Raw genomic sequence first — 24569 nt, 5'->3', positions numbered from 1 at the left:
CCGGCGCTGGGTGGGTGGGCGGGGGCGGTGGTGTGGTGTGCTCTTGTTGGTGGGTGTTGGGTTGCGCCGGATCCAGGGGCCACCCTTCGGGCCGAGCCCCGGGGGCGACAAGCGTCGTTGCCGGCTCCTGACGTAGCCCGCCACGCGGCGGCGCCAGCGCCTCGCCTGTCGCCCCCGGGATCTCGGCGACGGCCGGGGCTTCTGCCGCGCAGACTCCTAGGTGGCCGGTTTTGGCATCGGCCAGTTGCCGCGCCCAAGGGGCCCGCACCCACTGCAGGCGAAGCTCAGCGAACTGGGCCCAGAGGGCCCAGTTCGACGTCGAGGCCGCCGGGCGATGCGGCGCTGGACCGTGGCTCGGTTTGGAAGGGCGGGTAGTGGTCCCACCCCACCCGCAGGGTCAGCGCCGGGCTGGCGGCTGGGGCGTCGCCGCCCAGCGCCCAACCAGCCAGGCCCCCCAAGCCGAGTCGGGCCCAGCCGCGTCGCGTCACCCGGTTGGCTGGCTGCGACGCGGCGGCGCTGGGGCGATGGGCGGGTGCGATGGGGATCGAGGGCATGGGCGGTGTGGGGCGAGTCATCCGTCGGGATGCCCAGCCCGGTGGGCGGCGCTGGGGCCGGGACGATCGGGCTGCGATTGAAAAGCTATCACGGCGCGCCCGGTGCTGTGAAGCCGACTTTCCCCGCCGTGCCGGGCTGGCCGGGCTGCCTACGATGGGGGCACTTGGCGCCGGCTGGCACGCGCAACTGGGGAGCCCGCGATGAAGGTCTGGATGGTGGTCATCGGCTTGGGGGTGGCGCTGCTGTGGTGGCGCAGTGGCGATCGCCTGCCCGGCGAGCTGTTGTCGGAGTACCGGCAAGGTGAGGTGGGCTTGCAGCGCATGGCGGGGGGGCGCTGCGACCAGGAGCGCTGCCTGACCATCGTGGTGGCGCCGTGGTGTGGCAGCTGCCAGCAGCTCGACCCCATGATCATCGCCCTGCGCGCCGAGGTCGAGGCCCAGGGCGTGCCCGTGACCCTGGTGGTGGGCATGGACAAGCTCGACGCCCTGAAGCGCTACGCCGACCACTACGAGCGGCCCGTGCTGCTGGACCCGGACCGCCGCTTCACGAAGCGGGCCAAGATCCGTGCTGTGCCCTACTTTGCGGTCACCGACCGCAAAGGGAAGGTGGTGGAAAGCCTGCGTGGCGGCTACCACGACGTGGCCGCCATGCGGTCTGCCCTGGGGATTTGAGGGCAGCCTGGGGCCTCACTGGGCCTTGAAACGGGCCGCGTGCACCCGGCTGACCATGACGGTGTCGGGCCGCCCGCGCAGGCTGAGTTTGACCAAACCGTTGTCCAGGCGCTGGGCACGGGCCACGGCGTCGATATTGACCACGGTGCTGCGGTGCACCTGCCAAAAGCGCTCGGGGTCGAGTTGGGGCAGCAGCTCGCGCAAGGACACGCGCACCCAGTAGTCCTGGTCGGCGGTGACGGCGCGCACGTACTTGTCGGCGGCCTCCAGGTAGAGCAGGGCGTCGATGGGGACGAGTTCGATGGCGTCGCCGACCGCGGCTTGCAGGTGGCGCAGCTTGGGGGTGGCGTTGGCGGGCTGGGCGTGGGCGGCCAGCAAGCGCTGCAGGGCTTGGAGCGGGTCGTCGGTGGGGGGCAAGGACTGTCGCTGCGCCCACCGGGCCTGCAGGCGCTGCACGGTTTGCGCCAGGCGCGGGGCCTGGACGGGCTTGAGCACGTAGTCAACGGCGGCGGCGTCGAAGGCCTTGAGCGCGTACTCGTCGTAGGCGGTGACGAACACGATCAGGGGCAGGGGTCCGGCGTCGTCGGGCCAGTCCTCGGCCAGCGCGGTGGCGGCGTCCAGGCCGCTTTGGCCGGGCATGCGGATGTCGAGGAACAGCACATTGGGCCGCAGCGCCAGGGCCTGCTCGACGGCGGCCAGTCCGTTCGGGGCCACGCCCAGCAGCTGGAGGTCGGGCCAGGCGCTGGCCAGCTCGGCCGCCAGGGCCTCGGCCAGCAGGGGTTCGTCTTCGGCGATGAGGCAGGTGATGGGGCTCATGGGGCGGCGTTCAGGGGCAGGGTGAGGGTGGCTCGACAGCCGTGGGGGGCGATGGCCTGGAGATCCAGCCGCGCAGCGGGACCGTATTGGTTGGCGATGCGATCCCGCACCTGTTGGGTGCCGAACCCGGTGCCCTGCGAGGCTGGCGCGGCGCCCAGGCCCACGCCGTCGTCTTCCACCACGAGTTGCAGCTGCCCGCCAAGGCCGTGCGCCGTCACGCGCAGGGTGCCGCCGGCGATGGCGGGCTCCAGGCCGTGCTGGATGGCGTTCTCCACCAGGGGCTGCAGCAGCAGGGGGGGCACGGGCAGAGCGGCCAGCGCGGGTGGCAGTTGCAAGTCCACGCGCAGGCGCTCGCCCATGCGGCGTTGCATCAGGCGCAGGTAGTCGCTCAAGCGGGCGAACTCGGTCGCCAGCGGGTGCATGGGGGTGCGGCTGGCGCCGAGGGTGGCGCGCAAGTAGGCGATGAGGTCGTCCAGCATGGCCTGGGCGTCGTCCGGGCGCCGTTTGATGAGCACGCGCAGGTGGGCCAGGGTGTTGAACAGCATGTGCGGCTCGAGTTGGGCCTGCAGCGCGGTGAGCTGGGCCTGCGCCGCTTGCCGCTGCTGCTCGGCGTGGGCCACTTCCAGGTGGTGCAGTCGCTCCCGGTTGTAGAAGAACAGGGTGGCCGCCAGGCTGAGCAGCAGGGTGAAGCCCAGGCCAAACAGCAACTGTCGGGCCGTGCCGGCCAGCATGAACTGCGGGCTGTGCCCGAACAGGCTGGCGGCCAGCACGGTGCCGAGCTCGTGCCCCACGACGGCGCCGATCAGCACGCAAGGCACCATCCAGCGCCAGCCTGGCCAGTTTTTGCGGAGGTGGGGGTTGTCGGGGTCGCTGCGACGCAGCACCCGGCACACGGCCGCTTGGGCCAGCCCGATGCAGCCGGCGATGCCGAAGCTGATGCATTGGGCGTACACCATGCCGACCCAGAACTGGCGGCCGCGCATGAGGTACATCAGCAAGCCGACGAAGGTGCCGATGGCGAGGGTGGCCAGCAGTTGGTAGCGCCAGCGGGTGGGGTCGGACGACAGGGCGGAGGCGGGGTTCACGGCACGGATGGCAAGAGGCGGATGGCCCGAGCATGCCGGCCGGCGCCGCTGGGGCCCAGCACGCTGCGACCGGTGGTGCGGCGCCGGTGCGATCGGCTCGGGGGTGGCGCGAGTGGAGGGGGCCTCAGCGCCGCTTGCGCCCGCCGCCCAAGAGGCTGCCCAGGACGCCACGCACGATTTCGCGGCCGACCGAGGAGCCGATGGTGCGGATGGCCGACTTGGCCGCGGCTTCGGCCAAGCCCTCACGGCGACCGCCGCGCGGGCCGGTGGAGCCGAACAGTACGTCTTTCAGGCCGTCCATCATGCTGTTGCCCTCGGCCGGCGCCGGAGCCGGAGCCGGAGCCGCGCTGCCCGGTGCGGGTGGCGCGGCGCTGGCCGAGGCGGCGGCGCCCTTGAGCATTTCGTAGGCCGACTGGCGGTCGAGCTGCTTTTCGTACACCCCAGCCACCAGGGAGCCGGCGATCAGGGCCTGGCGCTCGGCCTCGCTGACGGGGCCGATGCGGCTGCCTGGGGGCAGCACGAACACGCGCTCCGTCACGCTGGGGCGGCCCTTGGCGTCCAGCAGGCTGACCAAGGCCTCGCCCACGCCGAGTTCGGTGATGGCGGCCTGGATGTCCAGGCCGTCCTTGGGCCGCATGGTGTCGGCCGCGCTTTTGACGGCCTTTTGGTCGCGCGGCGTGAAGGCGCGCAGCGCGTGCTGCACGCGGTTGCCCAACTGGCCCAGCACGGTGTCGGGAATGTCGAGCGGGTTTTGCGTCACGAAGTACACGCCCACGCCCTTGGAGCGCACCAGACGCACGACGAGCTCGATGCGCTCGACCAGCGCCGCTGGGGCGTCCTTGAACAGCAGGTGCGCCTCGTCGAAGAAGAACACCAGCTTGGGCTTGTCGAGGTCGCCCACCTCAGGCAGGGTCTCGAACAGCTCGCTCAGCATCCACAGCAAGAAGGTGGCGTACAGGCGGGGGGCGTTCATCAGCTGGTCGGCCGCCAGGATGTTGATGACGCCCGCACCGCCCTCGGTTTGCATGAAGTCGGCGATGTTGAGCATGGGCTCGCCGAAGAACTGGTCGCCGCCTTGGGCTTCGATTTGCAGCAACCCCCGTTGGATGGCGCCGATGCTGGCCGCGCTGACGTTGCCGTACTCGGTGGTGAACTGGCTGGCGTTGTCGCCCACGTGCTGCAGCATGGCGCGCAGGTCTTTCAGGTCCAGCAGCAGCAGGCCGTTGTCGTCGGCGATCTTGAACACCAGCTGCAGCACGCCGGCCTGGGTCTCGTTCAAGGCCAGCATGCGGGCCAGCAGCAGGGGGCCCATGTCGCTGACCGTGGCGCGCACCGGGTGCCCAGACTTCCCGAAGACGTCCCACAAGGTGGTGGGGCAGCGGGTGGGTGCAGGGGCCTCCAGGCCGCGGTCCTTCAGCACCGCCAGCAGCTTCTCGCTGGGCGCGCCGGTTTGGCTGATGCCGGTCAGGTCGCCCTTCACGTCGGCCATGAACACCGGCACCCCGATGGCGCTGAAGCGCTCGGCCAGGGTTTGCAGGGTGATGGTCTTGCCCGTGCCGGTGGCGCCGGTGATCAGGCCATGGCGGTTGGCCAGCGCGGGCAGCAGTTCGCACACGGTGTCGCCGTGGCGGGCGAGCAGGAGGGGGTCGGCCATGGTGAGGATGGAACAGCGGGGGAGGCGGCGAGTCTAGCGAGACGACCCGGGGCCGCCGGGGGCCGGCTTCTAGAATGCGGGCCCCTTCAGAACATGAGATCGGTGACCCCATGGCAGGGCATTCCAAATGGGCCAACATCCAGCACCGCAAGGGACGGCAGGATGAAAAGCGCGGCAAGGTCTGGACGCGGCTGACCCGCGAAATCATCGTGGCGGCCCGCACGGGCGGCGGCGATGTGGCCATGAACCCCCGCTTGCGCCTGGCCATCGAGAAGGCCAAGGCGGCCAACATGCCGGCCGACAACATCAAGCGCAACGTGGACAAGGCCACGGGCAACCTCGACGGCGTGACCTACGAAGAAATCCGCTACGAGGGCTACGGCATCGGCGGCGCGGCCGTCATCGTGGACACGATGACCGACAACCGCGTGCGCACCGTGGCCGAGGTGCGCCACGCCTTCAGCAAGTACGGCGGCAACCTGGGCACCGAGGGCTCGGTGGCCTTCCAGTTCAAGCATGTGGGCCAACTGATTTTTGCCCCGGGCACCCCCGAAGACGCGCTGATGGAAGCCGCGCTGGACGCCGGCGCCGAGGACGTGATCACCGGCGACGACGGCGCCATCGAGGTGCTCACCGCCACGGGAGATTTCGAGGCCGTGCGCGATGCCTTGCTCGCCAAAGGCTTCACCGCCGAGGTGGCCGAGGTGACCATGCGCCCCGAGAACACCATCGCCCTGGCCGGCGACGACGCCGCCCGCATGCAAAAGCTGTTGGACGTGATCGAAGACCTGGACGACGTGCAGAACGTCTTCCACAACGCCGAGATCTCGGAATGATGGGCCCCCACGCTCGCGTTCGCTCGCTGCCCCCCGCGGGGGCGCTCGACCTCCTTGGGGCGGTCCTGCGGAGGTCTCGATGAAAGTCCTCGTCATCGGCGGCGGCGGCCGCGAACACGCCATCGCCTGGAAGCTGACCCAGTCGGCCCGGGTGAGCCAGGTCTTCGTGGCGCCGGGCAACGGCGGCACGGCGCGGGACGCATCGCTCAAGACCCTGCCCCAACTCACCACGCCCGAGCAGTGGGCCGACTTTGCCGAGCAGGAAAAGATCTCGCTCACCGTGGTCGGCCCCGAGGCCCCGTTGGCCGCTGGGGTGGTGGACCTGTTCCGCGCCCGCGGCCTGCGCATTTTTGGCCCGACGAAGGCTGCCGCGCAGCTGGAAAGCTCCAAGGCCTTTGCCAAGGCCTTCATGGCGCGGCACCACATCCCCACGGCCCGCTACGACACCTTCACCGACGCCGACGAGGCCCACGCCTACGTGGCCGAGCAGGGCGCCCCCATCGTCATCAAGGCCGACGGCCTGGCCGCCGGCAAGGGCGTGATCGTGGCCATGACGCTGGACGAAGCGCACGCCGCCATCGACGACATCCTGCGCGACAACACGCTGGGCGTGGCCCACAACGCCGACGGCGCGCGGGTGGTGATCGAGCAGTTCTTGGAAGGCGAGGAGGCCAGCTTCATCGTCGTCAGCGACGGCGTGCACGTGCAGGCCCTGGCCACCAGCCAGGACCACAAACGCCTGCAAGACGGCGACGTGGGCCCCAACACCGGCGGCATGGGTGCTTACTCGCCGGCGCCGGTGGTCACGCCCAACGTGCACGCGCGGGTGATGCACGAAATCATCTTGCCGACCATCGCCGGCATGGCGCAAGACGGCATGCCCTTCACCGGCTTCCTGTACGCCGGCTTGATGATCGACGCCGAGGGGCACCCCCGAACCATCGAGTTCAACGCCCGCCTGGGCGACCCCGAGACGCAACCCATCCTGATGCGCCTCAAGAGCGACCTGTTCGAGCTGCTGTACGCCGCCACCGAGGGCAAGTTGGACCAGCACGAGCCCCAGTGGGACCGCCGCGCCGCCCTGGGCGTCGTCATGGCCGCGCACGGCTACCCGATGGCCCCGCGCAAGGGCGACGCCATCACCGGCCTGCCGGCCGACGCCGACGACGCCATGGTCTTCCACGCGGGCACGGCGCTGAATGGCGACGGCCAACTGGTGACCAGCGGCGGGCGCGTGCTGTGCGTGACGGCGCTGGGCGAGTCGGTGCGCGTGGCGCAGCAGCGGGCCTACGAGACCCTGGCCTCGATCCAGTTCGACGGAGCGCAGCACCGCCGCGACATCGGCCACCGGGCCATCGCGCGCAAGTGAAGCCGCTGGAGCGCCTGCCTGCGCGGCCTGAATTCAAGCCGCGGGGCAGTGCGCTCGCCCGTTTCATCCTGCGCTGCTTCGGCTGGCGCTTGAGCTTTGACGGGCTGCCCGCCCGCCAAGGCGTCATCCTGGTCTACCCCCACACCTCCAACTGGGACTTCGTCATCGGCGTGCTGGCCAAGTGGGCCCTGGGCGTGCAGATCCGCTATTGGGGCAAGGACAGCCTGTTCAAGGTGCCGCTGCTGGGCGCTTGGGCGCGGTGGATCGGGGGCATTCCGGTCGACCGGCACAGCAAGCATGGCGTGGTGGGCCAGACCGCGGCTCAGATGCGCGAGGCCCGCGAGCGTGGCGAGAACTTCTGGCTGGCCATCGCGCCCGAGGGCACGCGCTCCCTGACACCCGGCTGGCGCAGCGGCGCTTACCAAGTGGCGGTGCAGGCGGGCGTGCCCATCGGCTTGGCCTCGTTCGACGTGCCCACGCGTTGCATCGCGCTCACCGACTTCGTCGTGCCCACGGGAGACGCGGAGGTCGATTTCGCCACCTTCCGCGCCGTGCTCGGCGACAAACAGGGCTTCCGCCCGCACTTGGCCAGTCCCATCCGTTTGAAACCATGACCCTGCCTACCGACACCGTTCGCGTCTACTTGCTGGGCCTGCAACAGCGCATCGTCAGCGGCCTGGAAGCCCTGGACGGCAGCCCTTTCGCCAGCGACGCTTGGCAGCGCGAGCCCGGAGGTCGCTTGGAGGGCGACGGCCTGAGCCGCATGCTGGAGGGCGGCGCCGTGTTCGAGCGCGCGGCGGTGCTGTTCAGCCACGTCAAAGGCCGTGTGCTGCCGCCGTCGGCCACGGCCGCGCGTCCGCACCTGGCCGGGGCGCCGTTCGAGGCCTTGGGCGTGAGCCTGGTCATCCACCCGCACAACCCCTTCGTGCCCACGGTGCACTTGAACGTGCGCATGCTCTCGGCCCAACCGGCAGAGGGCGAGGCCGTGAGTTGGTGGGGCGGCGGCATGGACCTGACGCCTTACTACGGGTTCGAGCGCGACGCGCAGCACTTCCACCGCGTGTGCCGCGACGCCGTGGGCCCCGAGCGCTACGCACGCTTCAAGCCCGACTGCGACGAGTACTTCTTTTTGAAGCACCGCAACGAGCCCCGTGGCGTGGGCGGGGTGTTCTGGGACGACTACGAAGAAGGGGGTTTCGACGGCGGCTTTGCGCTGATGCAGGCGCTGGGCGATGCCTTTTTGGGTGCGTATGCCCCCATCGTCGAGCGCCGCCACGGCTACGCCTACGGCGAGCGCGAGCGCGACTTCCAGGCCTACCGGCGCGGTCGCTACGTCGAGTTCAACCTCGTGTGGGACCGCGGCACGCTGTTCGGCCTGCAAAGCGGGGGGCGCACCGAATCCATCTTGCTGTCCATGCCGCCCGAGGTGAAGTGGCGCTACCAATGGGCGCCCGAACCCGGCACGCCCGAGGCCAAGCTTTACAGCGACTTCCTGCGCCCGCGCGACTGGGCCGACGAGCCGGCCACCACCTTGTGGCTGTGACACGGCTGGGCCTGTTCGGCGGCAGCTTCAACCCGCCGCACCGCGCGCATCGTGCGCTGGCGCAGGCCGCGGTGGCGCAGTTGTCGCTGGACGCGTTGGTGGTGATGCCCGCCGGTCAGCCCTGGCAGAAGGCCGGGCAAGCCATGGCCGCCGCCCCCCACCGATTGGCCATGACCCGGCTGCAAATGGCCGGTCTGGACCGGGTGAGCGTGTCGTCGTGGGAGCTGGACCGGTCGGCGCCCAGCGTCAGCGCCGACACCCTGGACGCGCTGCAAGCATCGCAGCCGGGCGAATGGTTCTTGGTGATCGGCCAGGACCAGTACGCCCACCTGTCCAGCTGGCGGCGCGTGGACGCGCTGCTGGCCGCCTGCACCCTGGCCGTGGTGGGCCGGGGCGATGCCGCCGTGGCGCCCGACCCGGCCCTGCCCCCGCACCGCGCGGTGCACCTGCACCTGCCCGCTGATGCGGTGAGCGCCAGTGGCGTGCGCGCCGCAGTCGCGCAGGGTGCCGACATTTCCCCCTTGGTGGGCAACGAGGTTGCCCGCTACATTGCCCAACACTCTCTCTACATCGCCTGAAGGCGAGCACCACCCGCATGGACATCCGCAAGCTGCAACGCGCCATCGTCGACGGTCTGGAAGACGTCAAGGCCCAGAACATCCAAGTGTTCAACACCGAGGCGCTGTCGCCCTTGTTCGAGCGGGTCGTCGTGGCCAGCGGCACCAGCAACCGCCAAACCCGCGCCCTGGCCGCCAGTGTGCGAGACGCCGTCAAGAAGGCCGGTGCCGAGGTACTGCGCACCGAGGGCGAGGACAACGGCGAATGGATCATCGTGGACTGCGGCGCGGCCGTGGTGCACGTGATGCAGCCCGCCATCCGCGACTACTACCACTTGGAAGAGATTTGGGGCGAAAAGCCGGTCAAGCTCAAAGCCAGCGAGCCCAAGAAGCTGCCCAAGGCCAGCGAGCCCGAGGCGGCCCCGGCCAAAAAGGCCAGCAAGGCCCCGGCCAGCCGCCGCTCGGGCAGCGCCGCCGAAGCCTTGAAGGGCGAGCCGGCCGCCAAGCCGGCCGCCAAGCCGGCCGCTCAGCCCGTGGCCAAGAAGGCCACGCCCGCCAAGAAAGCGGCCCCGAAGCGCGCCGCGCCGGTGAAGACGGTGGTGGTGGGCGCCACCAAGCCGGCGGCCAAGAAGCCAGCCGTGAAGGCCGCCCCCGCCAAGACCGCGGCCAAGAGGGCCCCAGCCCCCAAGACTGCAACGTCGAGCGCCCGCAGCCTGCCGGCCGCCGCCAAAAAGGCCGTGGCCGCCAAAAAGGCACCGGCCAAGAAGCCCGCCCCCAAGAAGTAAATGCAGCTCTTGCTGCTGGCCGTGGGCCAGCGTCTGCCCGCCTGGGCCGACGAGGCCACGGCCGACCTGGTCAAGCGCTTTCCGCCCGACTTGCCGCTCGAGCTCAAAACCGTGAAGGCCGAGCCGCGCACCACCGGCAAGACCCCCAGCCAGATGATGGCCGCCGAAGCCCAGCGCCTGCTGGAGGCCACCCCCAAAGGGGCCCGGCGCGTGGTGCTGGACGAGCGCGGCGAGCGCCAGACCTCGGTGCAACTGGCCGAACGCCTGGAGCGCTGGAAGGCCGATGGCCGCGACGTGGTGCTCTACATGGGCGGGCCCGATGGCCTGGACCCCGCCCTCAAGGCCCAGGCCGACGAAAAGCTCCGCCTGTCGGACCTGACCCTGCCGCATGCGCTGGCCCGCGTGCTGTTGGTGGAGGCCCTGTACCGGGCTTGGTCCATCGGCGCGGGCCACCCCTACCACCGCGAGTGAGTCGAGGGCGCGCTCACCCTTTCAGGCCAAAAAAGCCTCGATGACCTGCGCCAGCGCTTCGGGCTGGTCGTGGTGCAGCATGTGGCCGCAGTCGGCCAGGCGGTGCTGTTGCAGCGAGGGCACCACCGCCAGGCGCTCCTCGAAGTCGCTGCGCGGGTAGCGGTCGGCCCAAAAAAGCCGCAGCGCGTCGTCCTCCCCCTCCACCAGCAAGGTGGGTGCCGCGATGCGCGCCCAGATGGCCAAGGCTTCGGCCTTGCGGTAGGGCACCGCGTGGCTGCGTTTGTGCGCTGGGTCGGCCTTGAGGTGGTACTGCCCGTCGGCGCCCTGGGCGGTCCAGTGCTGGGCCAGCCAAGCCGCCTTGTCAGCGGTCAGGCGCGGGTTCGTTTTGCGCAGGCGCGCCGCCACGGCGTCCAGGCTGGGGTAGGGCTTGAGTTGGGCGGGCGCCTGCAATTCGTCCAACCAACGCCGCATCCGTTCTGGGGCGGCGGCCGGCGGGCTGTCGGGCAGGCCGTAGCCCTCCAGGTTCACCAGGCGCCGCACGCGCTCGGGGCGCACGCCGGCGTACAGCATGGCCACGTTGCCGCCCATGCTGTGGGCGATGAGATCCACAGGCGCATCGGGGCTAAGGAGGTGCAGCCAGGCGTCGAGGTCGGCGGCGTAGTCGGCGAACCAGTAGGCGTCGGCGCCGCTGGGCGCGCTGTCGCCAAAGCCGCGCCAGTCGATGGCAAGGACCGGTGCGTCGTCGGCGAAGGCGTCGACCAGGAACTGGAACGAGGCGGCCACGTCCATCCAGCCGTGCAGCAGCACGCGCAGGGGGCGGCGGGCATCCCCTTCCCACTGCAAGGCGTGGGCGCGCAAGCCGCGCAGGGTTTCGAAGCGCGAGGTGGGCAGGCGGCGGGGCGAGTAAGGGGCGGTCATTTGGGTCGAGCGTGGCGGGCAGCACCAGGGGCGAGTTTGCTGCAGTCGTGCACCTTGCTGGGCAGGGCGCGGGCGTTGGGGTCCATGGGGTTCATCTGCGCCCAGGTGTTGTTCGTGACCTGGATGCAACTGCCTTGCGGCCCGCGGATCTGCGCGCCGGCCTGGGTTTCGATGCGCACCTCGGCCCCGCCATTCGCGCCGAAGAGCTGATCGCCCAGGCTGGGCCGGGGCGAGTTGGCGCGCGCATCGCCCTGGGCCTGGCGGGCCGGCACCATCGGGCCCTCGCCGCGGAAGCTGGGGGGCAGCGCCAGGTTCAGCGGAGCCGAGGCAGGCGGTGCGCCTGGCGAGGGCGGGGGCAGGGTGATGGCGGTGGAGTCCGACGGTGCTGCTTTGTCCGCGGCCGGCGCCGCTGGTGTTGGCTCTGCAGGCCGTGCCGCTGGCGTCGTGGCCCGTGTGGGTCGCGCCGTCGGCGCCGTGGGGCGGGCCGGGGGTGTGGCCACCCAGCGAAGCGTGCTGAGGGCCTTCTCGGGTGCAGGCCACGGTGCCGCGGGCCACCTCCACAGCGCGGCCAGCAGCGCCGCATGGGCAGCCAGCACGGCCAACAGGATGGGCCCTCGGGATCGGGAAACGGTGACTCGCAAAGCCCGCGCAGTGTGCCCCGGGACAATGGCGGCATGAAGAAGTCACCCCATGTCAGCGCCACGCCGGCGACCGACTGGCTCAAGGCCCACGGCATTGCCTTCACCGAGCACCCCTACGACTACGTGGAGCACGGCGGCACGGCCGAGTCCAGCAAGCAGCTGGGCGTGGACGAGCACGCGGTGGTCAAGACCCTGGTGATGCAGGACGACAAGGCCGAGCCCCTGGTGGTGCTGATGCACGGCGACCGCACGGTGAGCCTGAAGGAGTTGGCTCGCCAGATTCCCTGCAAGAAGGTGGAGCCCTGCAAGCCCGAGGTGGCGCAGCGCCACAGCGGCTACCTGGTGGGCGGCACCTCGCCCTTCGGGCTGCGCAAGGCCATGCCCATTTACGTGCAGCAGAGCATCTTGGTCTTGCCGCGCATCTGCATCAACGGCGGTCGGCGCGGTTTCTTGGTCGGCCTCGACCCGCAGGTGCTGACCCAAGCCCTGGGGGCGCGGCCGGTGGACTGCGCTTCGCCACAATGACGGGCATGAACCTCAACCTCGTGCTGGCCGTGGTCGCGGCCTACCTGATCGGCTCCCTGTCGTTCGCCGTCATCACCAGCCGCTTGATGGGCCTGGCCGACCCGCGCACCTACGGCAGCGGCAATCCCGGCGCCACCAACGTGCTGCGCAGTGGTAGCAAGGCGGCGGCCATCGTCACGCTGGTGTTCGACGCGCTGAAGGGTTACTTGCCCGTGCTGGCGGTTTACCTGTGGGGCCAGCCCCTGGGCTTGGGCGTGGACGCGGCGGTGGCCGTGGGCTTGGCGGCATTTTTGGGCCACCTGTGGCCGGTGTTCTTCAAGTTCCAGGGCGGCAAGGGCGTCGCCACGGCGGCCGGCGTGCTGTTCGCGCTGAACCCCTTGCTGGGCGTGGCCACGCTGGCCAGCTTCGCGCTCATCGTGGCCTTCTCGCGCTTCGTGTCGCTGGCCTCGATGGTGGCGGCGGCCTTTGCGCCTTTCTACCAAGCGCTGATCTGGGGCCTGGGCCCCATCGTCTGGGGCACGGCCGCGATGGGCGCGCTGCTCGTCTGGCGCCACCGCGCCAACATCGAACGCCTGCTGGCAGGCACGGAATCCAAACTCGGAGCAAAGAAGAATGGCTGAAGTTCAACGCATCGGTATGGCCAAGCGCTACAGCGAGGCCGCCATCCACAACGGCGTGGTTTACCTCGCGGGCCAGGTGGCCGACCAAACCGCCGACGGCGACATCGAAGCCCAGACCGCCGAGGTGCTGGGCATGGTGGACCGCCTGCTGGCCGAGGCGGGCTCCAGCAAGCAGCACCTGCTGCGCGTGGAGATCTTCCTGCGCGACCTGGCGGACTACGACGGCATGAACCGCGTGTGGGACGCCTGGGTGGCCCCTGGCTTCGCCCCGCCGCGCGCCACGGTGCAGGCCGCGCTGGCGCGGCCGAACTGGCGCGTGGAGATGGTGGTCACCGCGGCCCAGGCATGAGGCGGTTTTGAGCCGGCGCCTGACCCGCACGGAGTGGCTCATCGCCCTGGTGGCGATGGGGCTGGCCTTCGGGTTGGGCGGCTGGCTCAAGCAGGCCCAGCCGCCAGGCACGGCGGCGCAAGGCGTGGCATTGCGGGCCGCTTTGCTGCCCGGCGAGTTGCAGATGATCAGCTCGGTCAGCTGCGGCTACTGCCACCGGGCGCGGGCGTGGCTGACCGAGGCGCAGGTGCCGTTCCAGGAGTGCTTCATCGAGCGCGATGCGGCCTGCCGGCAGCGTTACGTGCGTGCAGGCGCCTTGGCCACGCCCACCTTCGTGCTGCACGGGCAGGTCGTGCTGGGCCTGGACCCGGCACGGCTGCTGTCAATCGTCGAGGCCCAGCGCCGCCAGTGAGCCGCGGCCGCGGCGCAGCACCGTGGGTTCGCCTTGGCTCAGGTCCACCACCGTGGTGGGCTCCAGCGGGCAGGCGCCGGCGCACACGATGGCTTGCAGCGCATGGCCGAAGCGCTCGCGGATCTCGTCCGAGTCGTTCAGGGCCTCGGTTTCTCCGGGCGGGATCAGCGTGGTGGCCAACAAGGGTTGGCCGAGGATGTCCAGCAACTGCTGGGTCACCGGCCCCTCGGGCACGCGCAGGCCGATGGTGCGGCGGCTGGGGTGCGACACCCGCCGTGGCACTTCCTTGGTGGCCGGCAGGATGAAGGTGTACGGCCCGGGCGTGACGCTCTTGAGCAGGCGGTATTGCTTGTTGTCCACCATGGCGTAGCTGGCCAGTTCGGACAAGTCGCGGCACAGCAGGGTCAGGTGGTGCTTGTCGTCCACGCCGCGCACGCGGCGCAGGGCGTCCACAGCGGCCTTGTCGTCCAGGTGGCAGACCAAGGCATAGCTGCTGTCGGTGGGGATGGCGGCCACACCGCCGGCATGGATGATCTGCGCCGCTTGCTTGAGCAGGCGGGGCTGGGGGTTCTGCGGGTGGACTTCGAAAAAGAGGGCCGACATGCGCAGTCCGTGCGGCTCAGTGAGGCCTTTGAACGCGGTCGGCCAGGGCCACCCAAACGGGCTCCAGGTCGCCGCTCAGGTCGGGCAGGCTGCCCAAGTCGGTGCGGCTTTCCTCGGGGGCGTGGAAATCGCTGCCGCGCGAGGCCAGCAGGCCGAACTCCTTGGCCATGCCGGCGTACTTGATCGACTCACTGGCCGAGTGGCTGCCCGTCAGCACCTCGACGCCGCGGCCGCCATGGGCGATGAAGTCGTTGAACAGCGCCAGTTCTTCATTGGGGGTGAAGGCGTAGCGCGCCGGGTGGGCGATGACGGCGATGCCGCCCGCATCGCGGATCCAGCGGATGGCGTCGCCCAGTGCAGCCCATCGGTGCGGCACGTAGCCCGGCTTGCCTTCGGTCAGGTACTTGTGGAAGACCTCGGGCACGCTGCGGCAGTGGCCGGCTTCCACCAGCCAGCGCGCGAAGTGGGTGCGCGAGATCAGCTCGGGGTTGCCCACGAAGGTGAGCGCCCCTTCGAAGGCGCCGTGGATGCCCACCTGGGCCAGCCCGGCGGCCATCTCGCGCGCCCGGGGTTCGCGCCCGCCACGCGTCGCGCGCAGGCCCTCGCGCAGCGCCGGGTGGGTTTCGTCGAAGCCCAGGCCCACGATGTGCACCACCTGGCCGGCGAAGCTGACGCTGATCTCGACGCCGGTGAGGTAGGCCATGCCCATGCGCAGCGCTGCCTCGCGCGCTTCGGCGATGCCGCCGATCTCGTCGTGGTCGGTCAGCGCCCACAACTGCACGCCGGCGGCGGCGGCCCGTGCGGCCACGGCGGCCGGGGCCAAGCCACCGTCGCTCACGGTGGAGTGGCAGTGCAAATCGGCGTTGGTGAGGTGGTTGAGCGCGATGACGGCAGACATGGGCTGATTCTCAGGCGAGGGCCATGCCTTGGTGGCGCAGCAGGGCATCGATGGACGGCTCGCGGCCGCGGAAGGCCTTGAAGTTGTCCATCGCCGGACGGGAGCCGCCCCGGGCCAGGATCTCGGCCACGAAGCGCGCGCCGGTGGCCGGGTTGGCCGTGCCTTCTTCTTCGAAGGCGGCCCAGCAGTCGGCGCTCAGCACCTCGGCCCACTTGTAGCCGTAGTAGCCCGCCGCGTAGCCACCGGCGTAGATGTGGCTGAAGCTGTGGGGCATGCGGTTGAAGGCCGGCGGCGGCAGCACCGAGACCTCGTCGCGCACGGCCTGCACCAGGGCCAGCGGGTCTTGCGGGCCTTCCGCGTGCAGGCGCATGTCGAAGAGGGCGAACTCCACCTGACGCAGGGTTTGCAGGCCGGCCTGGAAGTTCTTGGCGGCCAGCATCTTGTCGAACAGCGCGCGGGGGAGGGGCTCGCCCGTCGTCACGTGCTTGGTCAAACGCTCCAGCACGGGCCATTCCCAGGCCAGGTTCTCCATGAACTGGCTGGGCAGCTCCACGGCGTCCCATTCCACGCCGTCGATGCCCGACACGCCGCCCACCGTCACCTGAGTCAGCAGGTGGTGCAGGCCGTGGCCCCACTCGTGGAACAGGGTGGTCACGTCGTCGTGGGTGAGCAGGCTGGGCTGGCCGTCGGCGCCAGGGGCGAAGTTGCACACCAGGTGCGCCACCGGGCTTTGCACGTGGCCCGTGTCGGGGCGCTTCCAGCGGCCGCGCACGTCGTCCATCCACGCCCCGGGTCGCTTGCCAGGGCGGGCGATCAGGTCCAGGTAGACGTGGCCGACCAGCTGCCCGTCGCGGTGCAGGGCGAGGAGGCGGACGCTGTCGTGCCACACCGAGGCTTGCGAGGCTTCGACGGGCGTCAGCGTCAGGCCGAACACGTCCTTGAGCAGCGCGAACAGGCCGTCCAGCACATGCGGCAGGGTCAGGTACTGGCGAACCTCTTGCTCGCTGTAGCTGTACTGCGCCGCTTTCAGCGATTCGCTCACGTACGAGACGTCCCAGGCTTGCAGGTCGTGCAAGCCCAGCGTGAGGGCGTGGGCGCGCACGGCGGCCAGGTCGTTCTCGGCGAAAGGGCGGGCCTTGGTGGCCAGGTCGCGCAAAAATGCCAGCACCTGCTCGGCCGAGTCGGCCATCTTGGGCACGAGGCTGACCGACGCAAAGTGCGGGTGCCCCAGCAGCGCGGCTTCTTTGTGGCGCAGGGCCACGATCTCGTGCATCAGGGTGGTGTTGTCCAGCGCGGGGTCGCCCAGCTCGCTGGCGCGGGTGGCGTAGGCGCGGTAGAGCTGTTCGCGCAAGGCGCGGTCGTGCGCGTACTGCATCACCGGGCCGTAGCTGGGGAAGTGCAGGGTCAGCTTGCACTGACCGGGCTGGCCTTCGGCCTCGGCCAGGGCCTTGGCGTGGGCCACCACGTCCTCCGGCACGCCGGCCAGGCGCTCGGGCGGCACGAACAGGGCGAAGCGGTCGGTCGCGTCCATCACGTGCTCGCTGTAGGCCTGGGTCAGCTCGGCGCTGCGGGTCTGGATGGCGGCAAAGCGCTCCTTGGCCTCGCCCTGCAGCTCGGCGCCCCCGAGCACGAAGCCTTGCAGCGCCAGCTTCAGCGCGCGCTGCTCGGCGGGGTCGTGCGGGATGGGCGCGGCCTTGTACTTGGCGTACAGGCGTTCGTCGCTGCCCAGGCCGCTGAAGAACTCGCTCACCGCCGGCAGCATGGCGTTGTAGGCCTCGCGCAGCGCGGGCGTGTCGGCCACGGCGTTGAGGTGGCCGATGGCGCCCCAGGCCAGGCCCAGCGCGTCGGTGGCCACGTCGAGCTCGCGCTCCATGGCGTGCAGGTCGGCGGGGAAGTCGGGGTCGGTGACCTTCTCTTGCGCCGCCTGGGCCTGGGCCAGCAACTCGGTGATGGCGGGCTGGATGTGCTCGGGGCGGATGGCCGCGAAGTCGGGGAGGTGGTCCGGAGACAGCAGCGGGTTGCTCATGCTTGCGCCTTACGTTGGGCGGCTTCGAGCGTGTTCTGAAGCAGCATGGTGATGGTCATCGGGCCGACGCCGCCCGGAACGGGCGTGATCCAGCTCGCAACCTCCTTGACGGCGTCGAAGTCCACGTCACCGCAGAGCTTGCCGGCCTCGTCGCGGTTGATGCCCACGTCGATCACCAGTGCCCCAGGCTTCACCATGTCAGCTGTCAGAACGTTGCGGCGCCCGACGGCAGCCACCACCACATCCGCTTGCCGGGTGTGATGGCCAATGTCTGGGGTGCCGCTGTGGCAGAGGGTGACAGTGGCATTCGCTTGCAGCAGCAGCAGTGCCATGGGCTTGCCCACGGTGTTGCTGCGACCGATCACCACGGCGTGCTTGCCGCGCAAGTCGTAGCCCGTGCTTTCGATCAGCTTCATGCAGCCGTAAGGCGTGCAGGGTCGGAAGCCCGGCAACTGGGTCATGAGCTCGCCTGCACTGAGCGTCGAGTAGCCGTCCACATCCTTGCGTGCAGAAATGGCTTCGATGACCCTGTGCGGGTCGATGTGCTTGGGAAGCGGCATCTGAACCAAGATGCCGTGGATCGATGGATCGGTATTCAAGGCCTCGATGCGGGCCAGCAGATCGGCTTCGCTGAGGCTGGTCTCGTACTTCTCCAACACGGACTTGAAGCCTGCGTCTTGGCAAGCCTTGACCTTGTTGCGCACGTAGACATGGCTGGCCGGGTCTTCGCCGACCAAGATCACGGCCAACCCAGGCTGCAGGCCACGGGCGGTCAGGGCGGCTGCCTTCTCGGCGATCTCCGAGCGGATTTGCTTGGACAGGGCGTTGCCATCGATGAGTTGTGCTGGCATGGGAAACATCCTTTCAGAAACGAAAAAGGCCGCTCAGGGGAGCGGCCTTCGGGGTTGGGCGGATCAAGCCTTGGCGGTTTGCGCGCCGAGGGCGATCTTCAGCAGGTCGGCCACGGTGTTGGCGTTCAGCTTTTCCATGATGTTGGCGCGGTGCGCTTCCACGGTCTTGATGCTGATGCCCAGGTCGTCGGCGATCTGCTTGTTCAGGCGGCCAGCCACGATGCGCTCCAGCACTTGGGCTTCGCGGGTGGTCAGGCGGCTGAGCAGCGCGTCGCGGCTGGCGGCCTCTTGGTAGCTGGCGAAGGCCGTGCGGGCTTGGTCGAGCATCTTCTCGACCAGGGCCACCAGCGACTCTTCTTTGAAAGGTTTCTCGACGAAGTCGATGGCGCCCTTTTTCATCGTCTGCACCGCCATGGGCACGTCGCCGTGGCCGGTGATGAAGGCGATGGGCAGCGGGCTCTTGCGCTCGATGAGCTTGTCTTGCAACTCCAGGCCGCTCATGCCGTCCATGCGGATGTCGCAAATCAGGCAGGCCACTTCACGCGGGTCGAAGCGGGCGAGGAAGTTCTCGGCCGAGTCGTAGCACTTGACGCGGTAGTCCTTGCCTTCGAGCAGCCACTGCAGGGAGTCGCGCACGGCCTCGTCATCGTCGACGACAAAGACGTTGCCTTTCTTGGGGATCAAGCTCATGGGTTCGAGGCCATCAAGGGGTGAGCGGCGGTGTCTGCGGGTTTGGCGTCCACGGGGATGGTGAACGAGAAGCGGCAGCCCGAAAGAAGCTCTCCATTGTAAAGATTCTCAGCACGCAGCCGGCCCTTGTGCGACTCGACGATGGACCGGCATAACCCTAGGCCGATGCCGAGTCCGTCGGTCTTGGTCGAGTAGAACGCCTCGAACATCCGGTCCAGCACCTCCTCGGGCAAGCCGGGGCCGGTGTCGGTCACGGCGAACTCGATGGTGCCGCCTTGGTCGGGCATGTGGCGGGGCACGACGCGCAACTCCACGTGCCGACGCGAGGGGGGCAGTTTGGCGTTGTCGATGGCCTCGGCGGCGTTCTTCAGCAGGTTGAGCAGCACCTGCTCGATCAGGATGGGGTCGACCGAGAGCGCGGGCAGGCGCTGCGCCACATAGGTGTGCAACTGGACGTTGCGGCGGCGCAGCTCGAACGAGGCCAATTCCACGGCGTCGTCCACGATGTTGGCCGCTTGCGCGGGAACCCGCTGGGGCTCGCTCTTCTTGACGAAGGCGCGGATCCGGTGGATGACTTGCCCCGCCCGTTGCGCCTGCTTGCTGGTTTTTTCGAGCGCGGCCAGCAGGTCGTCCTTGGCGATGGTGTCGCCCTTGACGCGGCTGATCATGCCGTTGCAGTAGTTGGTGATGGCGGTGAGGGGTTGGTTCAGCTCATGGGCCACCGAGGACGCCATCTCGCCCATGGTGATCAGGCGGCTGGTGACCTGGGCTTTTTCCGCCTGCACTTGGGCCTGTTGCTCCGCGGCGCGGCGCTGGGTGATGTCGGTGGCGATGAGCATTTGCGCCAGCCGCCCGTCGGTCCACTGCAGGTAGCGGGTGCGCACGTCGAACCAGCGGTCCACGCTGTCGACGTAGACCTCGCGCGGCGTGGTGCCGATGCCGGCGCCCGAGGCATCGGTCAGCTCCTGCGCGGGCAGGCCGCTGGCGTCGTCCACGCTGTCGCCCTGCAACTCAGCCGGCCGCACGGGCTCTTGGGCCAGGGCCAGGTGGCCTTCGTTTTCGGCACCGAACCAAACCCGGTAGCTGCGGTTGGCGAACAGCAGCTCTTGGGCGGGAACGGAGACCACCGAGACGGCGGCGTCGAGCCCTTCCAGCACCGTGGTGAAACGCTCGTGGCTGGCGCTGAGCTGGTCGCGCACGCGCTTGGCCTCGGTGATGTTGGTCATCGAGGTCATCCAGCCCGTCTGCTTGCCCTTGGGGTCCACCAAGGGGCTGACGTACATGCGGGCGTCAAAGACGGATCCGTCCTTGCGCATCACCTTCACCTCGACCCCGCCGCTGGGGCTGCGCCCCTGCATTTCTTGGTCGAGCAGGCGCTGGTTTTCGTCCAGGCGGTCGCGGGGCCAGAAAGGGAAGGGGGGTCGGCAGCCCAGCAGCTCGGCCTCGGTGAAGCCCGTCATGGCGCAGAACGAGGGGTTCACGTAGGCGATGCGCGACTCCATGTCCAGCGCACGCATGCCGGTGAGCATGGAGTTCTCCATGGCGCGGCGGAAGTTGGTTTCCGCCAGCAGGGCGTTTTGCATGTGCAGGCGGCGGCGCATGTGGCGCCAAGTGCCCAGCAGCATCCACACGGTCAGCACCGCCAGCGCCACCACCATCCAGAACAGGGTGTTGGAGATCAGGCCGATGGAGGTGCGGTAGCCGGTGCCGCGCAGGCGCAACCCGTTGAAGGCGGGGGACAGCGGCACGTCGTGTGCGATGAGGGCACGCTCGTTGACGCGCGGGTCCGGCGGGCCAGAGGTGCTGGCCAGCAGCGTGGTGTCGTCCACGATGGCCATGGGGTGCCGCGCCGTCACCTCGTTGGGCACGTAGTAGCGCAGCAGGGCCTCCACACCGTACTCGGCGATGAGCACGCCGCCAAAGCCGTTGCGGTCGACCAGGGGCACGTGCACCTGAAACACCAGGCTGCCGATGGCATCCCGAAAGGCGCCGGAGTAGGCCGTTTGACGGCGCTCCTTGGCCAGGATGAAGGCTTGGTCGGGCGCGTTGCCGACCGAGGGCATGGAGGGGTCGCCGGAACCCGGGACCATCAAATGGTTGGCTTGGAAGCCCGTGCTGCTGATGCTGGCGCGGCGGTCGCGTTGGGCATTCAGCCAGGTGATGTGGGTGACCTCGGGGCGCTCGCGCGCGAAGGCCATGGCTTGGGCGGCGAAGTCCTGGGGCGAAATCTGGCGGGTGACCACCTCTCGGGCCATGCGCGCCAACTGCTCTTGGTTTTCGATCAGCCGCAGGCGGACCTGCTGCTGGGCGATTTCGGTGTCGCGCTTCACCGCCTCGGTTTCGCGTTCCAGCTCCTCGTTGCGCAGGTACCAGAAGGCCAGAACGATCGCGGCCAAAAACAGCATCACCGAGAACAGCGGCCCCAAGGTCGCGAAGCGGTCTTGCCGGGCCGGCGACTGCCGTCGCCACCACCGGGCGTAGGTGGCCAGCAGAGGTCTCAGGGTGGCCTGGGCGCTTTCGGCCCATTGAGCGAGCAAAGGCATGAAGTGATTATTCCCGCTGCCTTTTGATTTCATAATGCGCAATTAGTGGCCGTCATTTGAAATTTATGGGGCTTGTGCGACACTGCCGCCCGTTTTTGAGCCTTCCCTCTAAAAAAGCGACGGAGACGCCCATGTCGGCCCAACCCCAAGACTTCCTCGGCGCGCGCGCCGGCGACCGCGACCCCCAAGAAACGCAAGAGTGGCTGGATGCCCTGAAGGCCGTCATCGGCACCGAGGGCGCGGATGGGGGCAGTGCGCGGGCGCACTTCATCTTGGAAGCCTTGATCGACGAAGCCCGCCAGGCCGGCATCGACGTGCCCTTCAGCGCCAACACGGCCTACCTGAACACCATCCCGCCGGACCAAGAGGCCAAGTGCCCCGGCAACATCGAGATCGAAAAGCGCCTGCGCGCTTACATGCGCTGGAACGCCATGGCCATGGTGGTGCGCGCCAACCGCCTGAACCCGGCCGATGGCGGCGACCTGGGCGGCCACATCGGCTCCTTCGCCTCGCTGGCCTCGATGCTGGGGGCGGGCTTCAACCACTTTTGGCACGCCGAAAGCGAGAACCATGGTGGCGACCTGCTCTACATCCAGGGCCACAGCTCCCCCGGCATCTACGCCCGGGCCTACCTGGAAGGCCGCCTGACCGAGGCCCAGCTCGACAGCTTCCGCCAAGAGGTGGACGGCAAGGGCCTGTCCAGCTACCCGCACCCCAAGCTGATGCCGGACTTCTGGCAGTTCCCCACCGTCAGCATGGGCCTGGGGCCCCTGATGGCCATCTACCAAGCCCGTTTCCTGAAGTACCTGGGCGCCCGCGGCATCGCCGACACGGCCAATCGCAAGGTCTGGGCCTTCATGGGCGACGGTGAGATGGACGAACCGGAATCGCTGGGTGCCATCGGCCTGGCGGCGCGTGAGGGCCTGGACAACCTGGTGTTCGTTGTGAACTGCAACCTGCAGCGCTTGGACGGCCCGGTGCGCGGCAACGGCAAGATCATCCAAGAGCTGGAGAGCGAGTTCCGCGGCAGCGGCTGGAACGTCATCAAGCTCATCTGGGGCAAGGGCTGGGACGAGCTGCTGGCCCGCGACAAGAGCGGCAAGCTCAAGCAGCTGATGATGGAAACGCTGGACGGCGACTACCAGGCCATGAAGGCCAACGACGGCGCCTACGTCCGCAAGAATTTCTTCGGCAAGTACCCCGAAACGGCCAAGCTCGTGGAGCACATGAGCGACGAAGAGATCTTCGAACTGCGCCGTGGCGGCCACCAGCCCGAGAAGGTGTACGCCGCCTTCCACAAGGCCCATAACAACACCACGGGCCAGCCCACCGTGTTGCTGGTCAAGACGGTCAAGGGCTACGGCATGGGCAAGGCCGGTGAAGGCAAGAACACCGTCCACCAGACCAAGAAGCTGACCGACGACGACATCAAGTACATCCGCGATCGCTTCGGCATCCCGGTGCCGGACAGCGAATTGCCCAAGCTGCCGTACTACAAGCCGGCCGATGACACCCCGGAAATGCGCTACCTGCACGAGCGCCGCAAGGCCTTGGGCGGCTACCTGCCCAAGCGTCGCGTGAAGGCCGACGAGAGCTTCACCATCCCGCCGCTGGACACCTTCAAGGCCGTGCTGGAGCCCACGCCCGAAGGGCGCGAAATCTCCACCACCCAGGCCTACGTGCGCTTCCTGACGCAACTGCTGCGCGACAAGGAGCTGGGCCCGCGCGTCGTGCCCATCCTGGTGGACGAAGCGCGCACCTTCGGCATGGAGGGCCTGTTCCGCCAGATCGGCATTTACAACCCCAAGGGCCAGCTGTACACCCCGGTCGACAAGGACCAGGTCATGTACTACCGCGAGGACAAGGCCGGCCAGATCCTGCAAGAAGGCATCAACGAGGCCGGCGGCATGGCCAGCTGGGTGGCCGCGGCGACGTCGTACTCGACGAACAACCGCGTGATGATCCCGTTCTACATCTACTACTCGATGTTTGGCTTCCAGCGCATCGGCGACCTGGCCTGGGCCGCTGGCGACATGCAAGCCCGCGGCTTCTTGCTGGGCGGCACCAGCGGCCGCACCACGCTGAACGGCGAGGGCCTGCAGCACGAAGACGGCCACAGCCACATCCTGGCCGGGACCATCCCGAACTGCATCTCCTACGACCCCACCTTCGCGCACGAGGTGGCGGTGATCATGCACAGCGGCTTGAAGCGCATGGTCGAGAACCAGGAGAACGTGTTCTTCTACCTGACCCTGCTCAACGAGAACTACGCCATGCCCGGCCTGCAAGCCGGCACCGAGGCCGAGATCCTTAAGGGCATGTACCTGCTGCAGGGCGCTGAGAAAGGCGCGTTGGAGGTCAACCTGCTGGGCAGCGGCACCATCCTGCGCGAATCCATCGCCGCCAAGGCCCTGCTGGAGCAGGACTGGGGCGTGAGCGCCAACGTGTGGAGCTGCCCGAGCTTCAACGAGCTGGCCCGCGACGGCCAGGACGCCGAGCGTTGGAGCCTGCTGCACCCGCTGGAGGCCCCGCGCCAAAGCTTCGTGGCCCAGCAGCTGAACCGCACCGCCGGCCCGGTGGTGGCCAGCACGGATTACATGAAGGCCTACGCCGAACAGATCCGCGCCTACGTGCCGGCCGGCCGCACCTACAAGGTGCTGGGCACCGACGGCTTTGGCCGCAGCGACTTCCGCAGCAAGCTGCGCCAGCACTTCGAGATCAACCGCCACTACGTGGTGGTGGCCGCGCTCAGGGCCCTGGCCGACGAGGGCAAGCTGCCGATGGCCAAGGTGGCCGAGGCCATTGCCAAGTACGGCATCGACGCCGGCAAGATCAACCCGCTGTACGCATAAGAGCTCAAGAAGAGGTCGTCCATGCCCGCTCGTTCCGCCCACAACGCCGCACTCGGCGTTGCAAATACTCGCTGTAGCTCGGGCTACAGCTCCGTTTTGCGCCTTGATTGCGGCGCTTTGGACGGCCCGCTCGGCCACGTCCAACCCCTTCTTGAACTCTGAGGTCCTCCGTCATGGCATTGGTGCAAGTCAAAGTCCCGGACATCGGTGACTTCAAGGATGTGGCCATCATCGAGGTGCTGGTCAAAGAGGGCGACACGATCCGCCCCGAGCAGAGCCTGATCACCGTCGAGAGCGACAGATCCTCAGAGCGTCTCCCC

General features: G+C 68.9%; 26 protein-coding genes. 14 read left to right on the top strand and 12 right to left on the bottom strand.

The window, feature by feature from the left end; all coding sequences use genetic code 11:
- Positions 1–284: 284 nt before the first annotated feature.
- Entirely contained in the window at positions 285–554 is a 270-nt protein-coding gene (locus tag O9335_RS15980; RefSeq protein ID WP_298389937.1) for a hypothetical protein, read from the bottom strand.
- A gap of 201 nt (positions 555–755) precedes the next feature.
- Here O9335_RS15980 and O9335_RS15975 point away from each other — a divergent pair, with 201 nt between their 5' ends.
- Positions 756–1226 carry a TlpA disulfide reductase family protein gene (locus O9335_RS15975; protein WP_298389935.1) on the top strand — a complete coding sequence of 157 codons (471 nt, stop codon included), beginning with the start codon at positions 756–758 and terminating at the stop codon, positions 1224–1226.
- A 15-nt stretch (positions 1227–1241) separates the two neighbouring features.
- Here O9335_RS15975 and O9335_RS15970 read toward each other — a convergent pair whose 3' ends face one another.
- The 3 genes from O9335_RS15970 to O9335_RS15960 all read right to left on the bottom strand — a co-directional run bounded on the left by O9335_RS15970 (position 1242) and on the right by O9335_RS15960 (position 4781).
- Positions 1242–2042 carry a LytTR family DNA-binding domain-containing protein gene (locus O9335_RS15970; protein WP_298389934.1) on the bottom strand — a complete coding sequence of 267 codons (801 nt, stop codon included), beginning with the start codon at positions 2040–2042 and terminating at the stop codon, positions 1242–1244.
- On the bottom strand, positions 2039–3127 hold the full coding sequence (locus tag O9335_RS15965) for a sensor histidine kinase (RefSeq protein WP_298389932.1): 1089 nt from the start codon (positions 3125–3127) through the stop codon (positions 2039–2041). The genes O9335_RS15970 and O9335_RS15965 overlap by 4 nt, the downstream gene beginning before the upstream one ends.
- Positions 3128–3251: 124 nt before the next feature.
- Positions 3252–4781 (bottom strand): helicase HerA-like domain-containing protein, encoded by a 1530-nt coding sequence (locus tag O9335_RS15960; RefSeq protein ID WP_298389930.1) that lies wholly within the window; start codon positions 4779–4781, stop codon positions 3252–3254.
- Positions 4782–4891: 110 nt separating this feature from the next.
- Between O9335_RS15960 and O9335_RS15955 the strand changes: the two genes are divergently transcribed.
- The 7 genes from O9335_RS15955 (at position 4892) to rlmH (ending at position 10342) form a co-directional block, all read left to right on the top strand.
- Positions 4892–5617, top strand: coding sequence for a YebC/PmpR family DNA-binding transcriptional regulator (locus O9335_RS15955; protein ID WP_298389928.1), 726 nt, complete (start codon positions 4892–4894; stop codon positions 5615–5617).
- A 79-nt stretch (positions 5618–5696) separates the two neighbouring features.
- Positions 5697–6986 carry a phosphoribosylamine--glycine ligase gene (gene purD, locus O9335_RS15950; protein ID WP_298389926.1) on the top strand — a complete coding sequence of 430 codons (1290 nt, stop codon included), beginning with the start codon at positions 5697–5699 and terminating at the stop codon, positions 6984–6986.
- Entirely contained in the window at positions 6983–7600 is a 618-nt protein-coding gene (locus O9335_RS15945) for a 1-acyl-sn-glycerol-3-phosphate acyltransferase (RefSeq protein WP_298389924.1), read from the top strand. Before purD ends, O9335_RS15945 begins: the two co-directional genes overlap by 4 nt.
- The gene (gene hemF / locus O9335_RS15940; RefSeq protein ID WP_298389922.1) at positions 7597–8529 is read left to right on the top strand and encodes an oxygen-dependent coproporphyrinogen oxidase; all 933 of its coding nucleotides are present in this window, start codon (positions 7597–7599) and stop codon (positions 8527–8529) included. The genes O9335_RS15945 and hemF overlap by 4 nt, the downstream gene beginning before the upstream one ends.
- On the top strand, positions 8520–9107 hold the full coding sequence (nadD, locus tag O9335_RS15935; protein WP_298389920.1) for a nicotinate (nicotinamide) nucleotide adenylyltransferase: 588 nt from the start codon (positions 8520–8522) through the stop codon (positions 9105–9107). Before hemF ends, nadD begins: the two co-directional genes overlap by 10 nt.
- A gap of 17 nt (positions 9108–9124) precedes the next feature.
- Positions 9125–9871 (top strand): ribosome silencing factor, encoded by a 747-nt coding sequence (gene rsfS / locus O9335_RS15930; RefSeq protein WP_298389918.1) that lies wholly within the window; start codon positions 9125–9127, stop codon positions 9869–9871.
- Positions 9872–10342 carry a 23S rRNA (pseudouridine(1915)-N(3))-methyltransferase RlmH gene (gene rlmH / locus O9335_RS15925; RefSeq protein ID WP_298389916.1) on the top strand — a complete coding sequence of 157 codons (471 nt, stop codon included), beginning with the start codon at positions 9872–9874 and terminating at the stop codon, positions 10340–10342.
- Positions 10343–10363: 21 nt separating this feature from the next.
- On the opposite strand, the gene O9335_RS15920 is transcribed toward rlmH, so the two are convergent.
- A complete protein-coding gene (locus O9335_RS15920; protein WP_298389913.1) occupies positions 10364–11260 on the bottom strand; it encodes an alpha/beta fold hydrolase in 897 nt (298 codons plus the stop codon).
- Entirely contained in the window at positions 11257–11862 is a 606-nt protein-coding gene (locus O9335_RS15915) for a hypothetical protein (protein WP_298389911.1), read from the bottom strand. Before O9335_RS15915 ends, O9335_RS15920 begins: the two co-directional genes overlap by 4 nt.
- A 72-nt stretch (positions 11863–11934) precedes the next feature.
- Here O9335_RS15915 and ybaK point away from each other — a divergent pair, with 72 nt between their 5' ends.
- The 4 genes from ybaK to O9335_RS15895 are packed head-to-tail and all read left to right on the top strand — an operon-like array spanning position 11935 to position 13786.
- Positions 11935–12426 carry a Cys-tRNA(Pro) deacylase gene (gene ybaK / locus O9335_RS15910; protein WP_298389908.1) on the top strand — a complete coding sequence of 164 codons (492 nt, stop codon included), beginning with the start codon at positions 11935–11937 and terminating at the stop codon, positions 12424–12426.
- A gap of 5 nt (positions 12427–12431) precedes the next feature.
- Positions 12432–13046 carry a glycerol-3-phosphate 1-O-acyltransferase PlsY gene (gene plsY, locus O9335_RS15905; RefSeq protein ID WP_298389905.1) on the top strand — a complete coding sequence of 205 codons (615 nt, stop codon included), beginning with the start codon at positions 12432–12434 and terminating at the stop codon, positions 13044–13046.
- Positions 13039–13395: a RidA family protein gene (locus tag O9335_RS15900; protein WP_298389902.1), complete on the top strand. Its 357-nt coding sequence runs from the start codon at positions 13039–13041 to the stop codon at positions 13393–13395. Before plsY ends, O9335_RS15900 begins: the two co-directional genes overlap by 8 nt.
- A 7-nt stretch (positions 13396–13402) precedes the next feature.
- Positions 13403–13786: a glutaredoxin family protein gene (locus tag O9335_RS15895; protein WP_298389899.1), complete on the top strand. Its 384-nt coding sequence runs from the start codon at positions 13403–13405 to the stop codon at positions 13784–13786.
- Here O9335_RS15895 and O9335_RS15890 read toward each other — a convergent pair.
- The 6 genes from O9335_RS15890 to O9335_RS15865 all read right to left on the bottom strand — a co-directional run bounded on the left by O9335_RS15890 (position 13757) and on the right by O9335_RS15865 (position 21397).
- Positions 13757–14389 (bottom strand): L-threonylcarbamoyladenylate synthase, encoded by a 633-nt coding sequence (locus O9335_RS15890; RefSeq protein WP_298389896.1) that lies wholly within the window; start codon positions 14387–14389, stop codon positions 13757–13759. The genes O9335_RS15895 and O9335_RS15890 overlap by 30 nt on opposite strands.
- A 16-nt stretch (positions 14390–14405) precedes the next feature.
- The gene (locus O9335_RS15885) at positions 14406–15287 is read right to left on the bottom strand and encodes a 3',5'-nucleoside bisphosphate phosphatase (RefSeq protein WP_298389893.1); all 882 of its coding nucleotides are present in this window, start codon (positions 15285–15287) and stop codon (positions 14406–14408) included.
- A gap of 10 nt (positions 15288–15297) precedes the next feature.
- Positions 15298–17313 carry a M3 family metallopeptidase gene (locus O9335_RS15880; RefSeq protein WP_298389890.1) on the bottom strand — a complete coding sequence of 672 codons (2016 nt, stop codon included), beginning with the start codon at positions 17311–17313 and terminating at the stop codon, positions 15298–15300.
- Positions 17310–18164, bottom strand: a complete 855-nt coding sequence (folD, locus tag O9335_RS15875) for a bifunctional methylenetetrahydrofolate dehydrogenase/methenyltetrahydrofolate cyclohydrolase FolD (RefSeq protein ID WP_298389888.1) — start codon at positions 18162–18164, stop codon at positions 17310–17312. Before folD ends, O9335_RS15880 begins: the two co-directional genes overlap by 4 nt.
- Before the next feature lie 63 nt (positions 18165–18227).
- Positions 18228–18854, bottom strand: a complete 627-nt coding sequence (locus O9335_RS15870) for a response regulator transcription factor (RefSeq protein ID WP_298389885.1) — start codon at positions 18852–18854, stop codon at positions 18228–18230.
- Complete coding sequence (locus O9335_RS15865; protein WP_298389882.1) at positions 18851–21397, bottom strand: PAS domain S-box protein; 2547 nt, start codon at positions 21395–21397, stop codon at positions 18851–18853. The genes O9335_RS15870 and O9335_RS15865 overlap by 4 nt, the downstream gene beginning before the upstream one ends.
- Before the next feature lie 131 nt (positions 21398–21528).
- Here O9335_RS15865 and aceE point away from each other — a divergent pair, with 131 nt between their 5' ends.
- Positions 21529–24249: a pyruvate dehydrogenase (acetyl-transferring), homodimeric type gene (aceE, locus tag O9335_RS15860; RefSeq protein ID WP_298389880.1), complete on the top strand. Its 2721-nt coding sequence runs from the start codon at positions 21529–21531 to the stop codon at positions 24247–24249.
- Between the two features lie 173 nt (positions 24250–24422).
- Positions 24423–24569, top strand: a 147-nt coding sequence (locus O9335_RS15855; RefSeq protein ID WP_298389939.1) for a biotin/lipoyl-containing protein, incomplete at its 3' end; no start/stop codon positions are given.

This window comes from Inhella sp. (assembly GCF_027532025.1).
Classification (GTDB): domain Bacteria; phylum Pseudomonadota; class Gammaproteobacteria; order Burkholderiales; family Burkholderiaceae_C; genus Inhella.
This window is presented reverse-complemented; position numbering and strand designations above follow the sequence as displayed.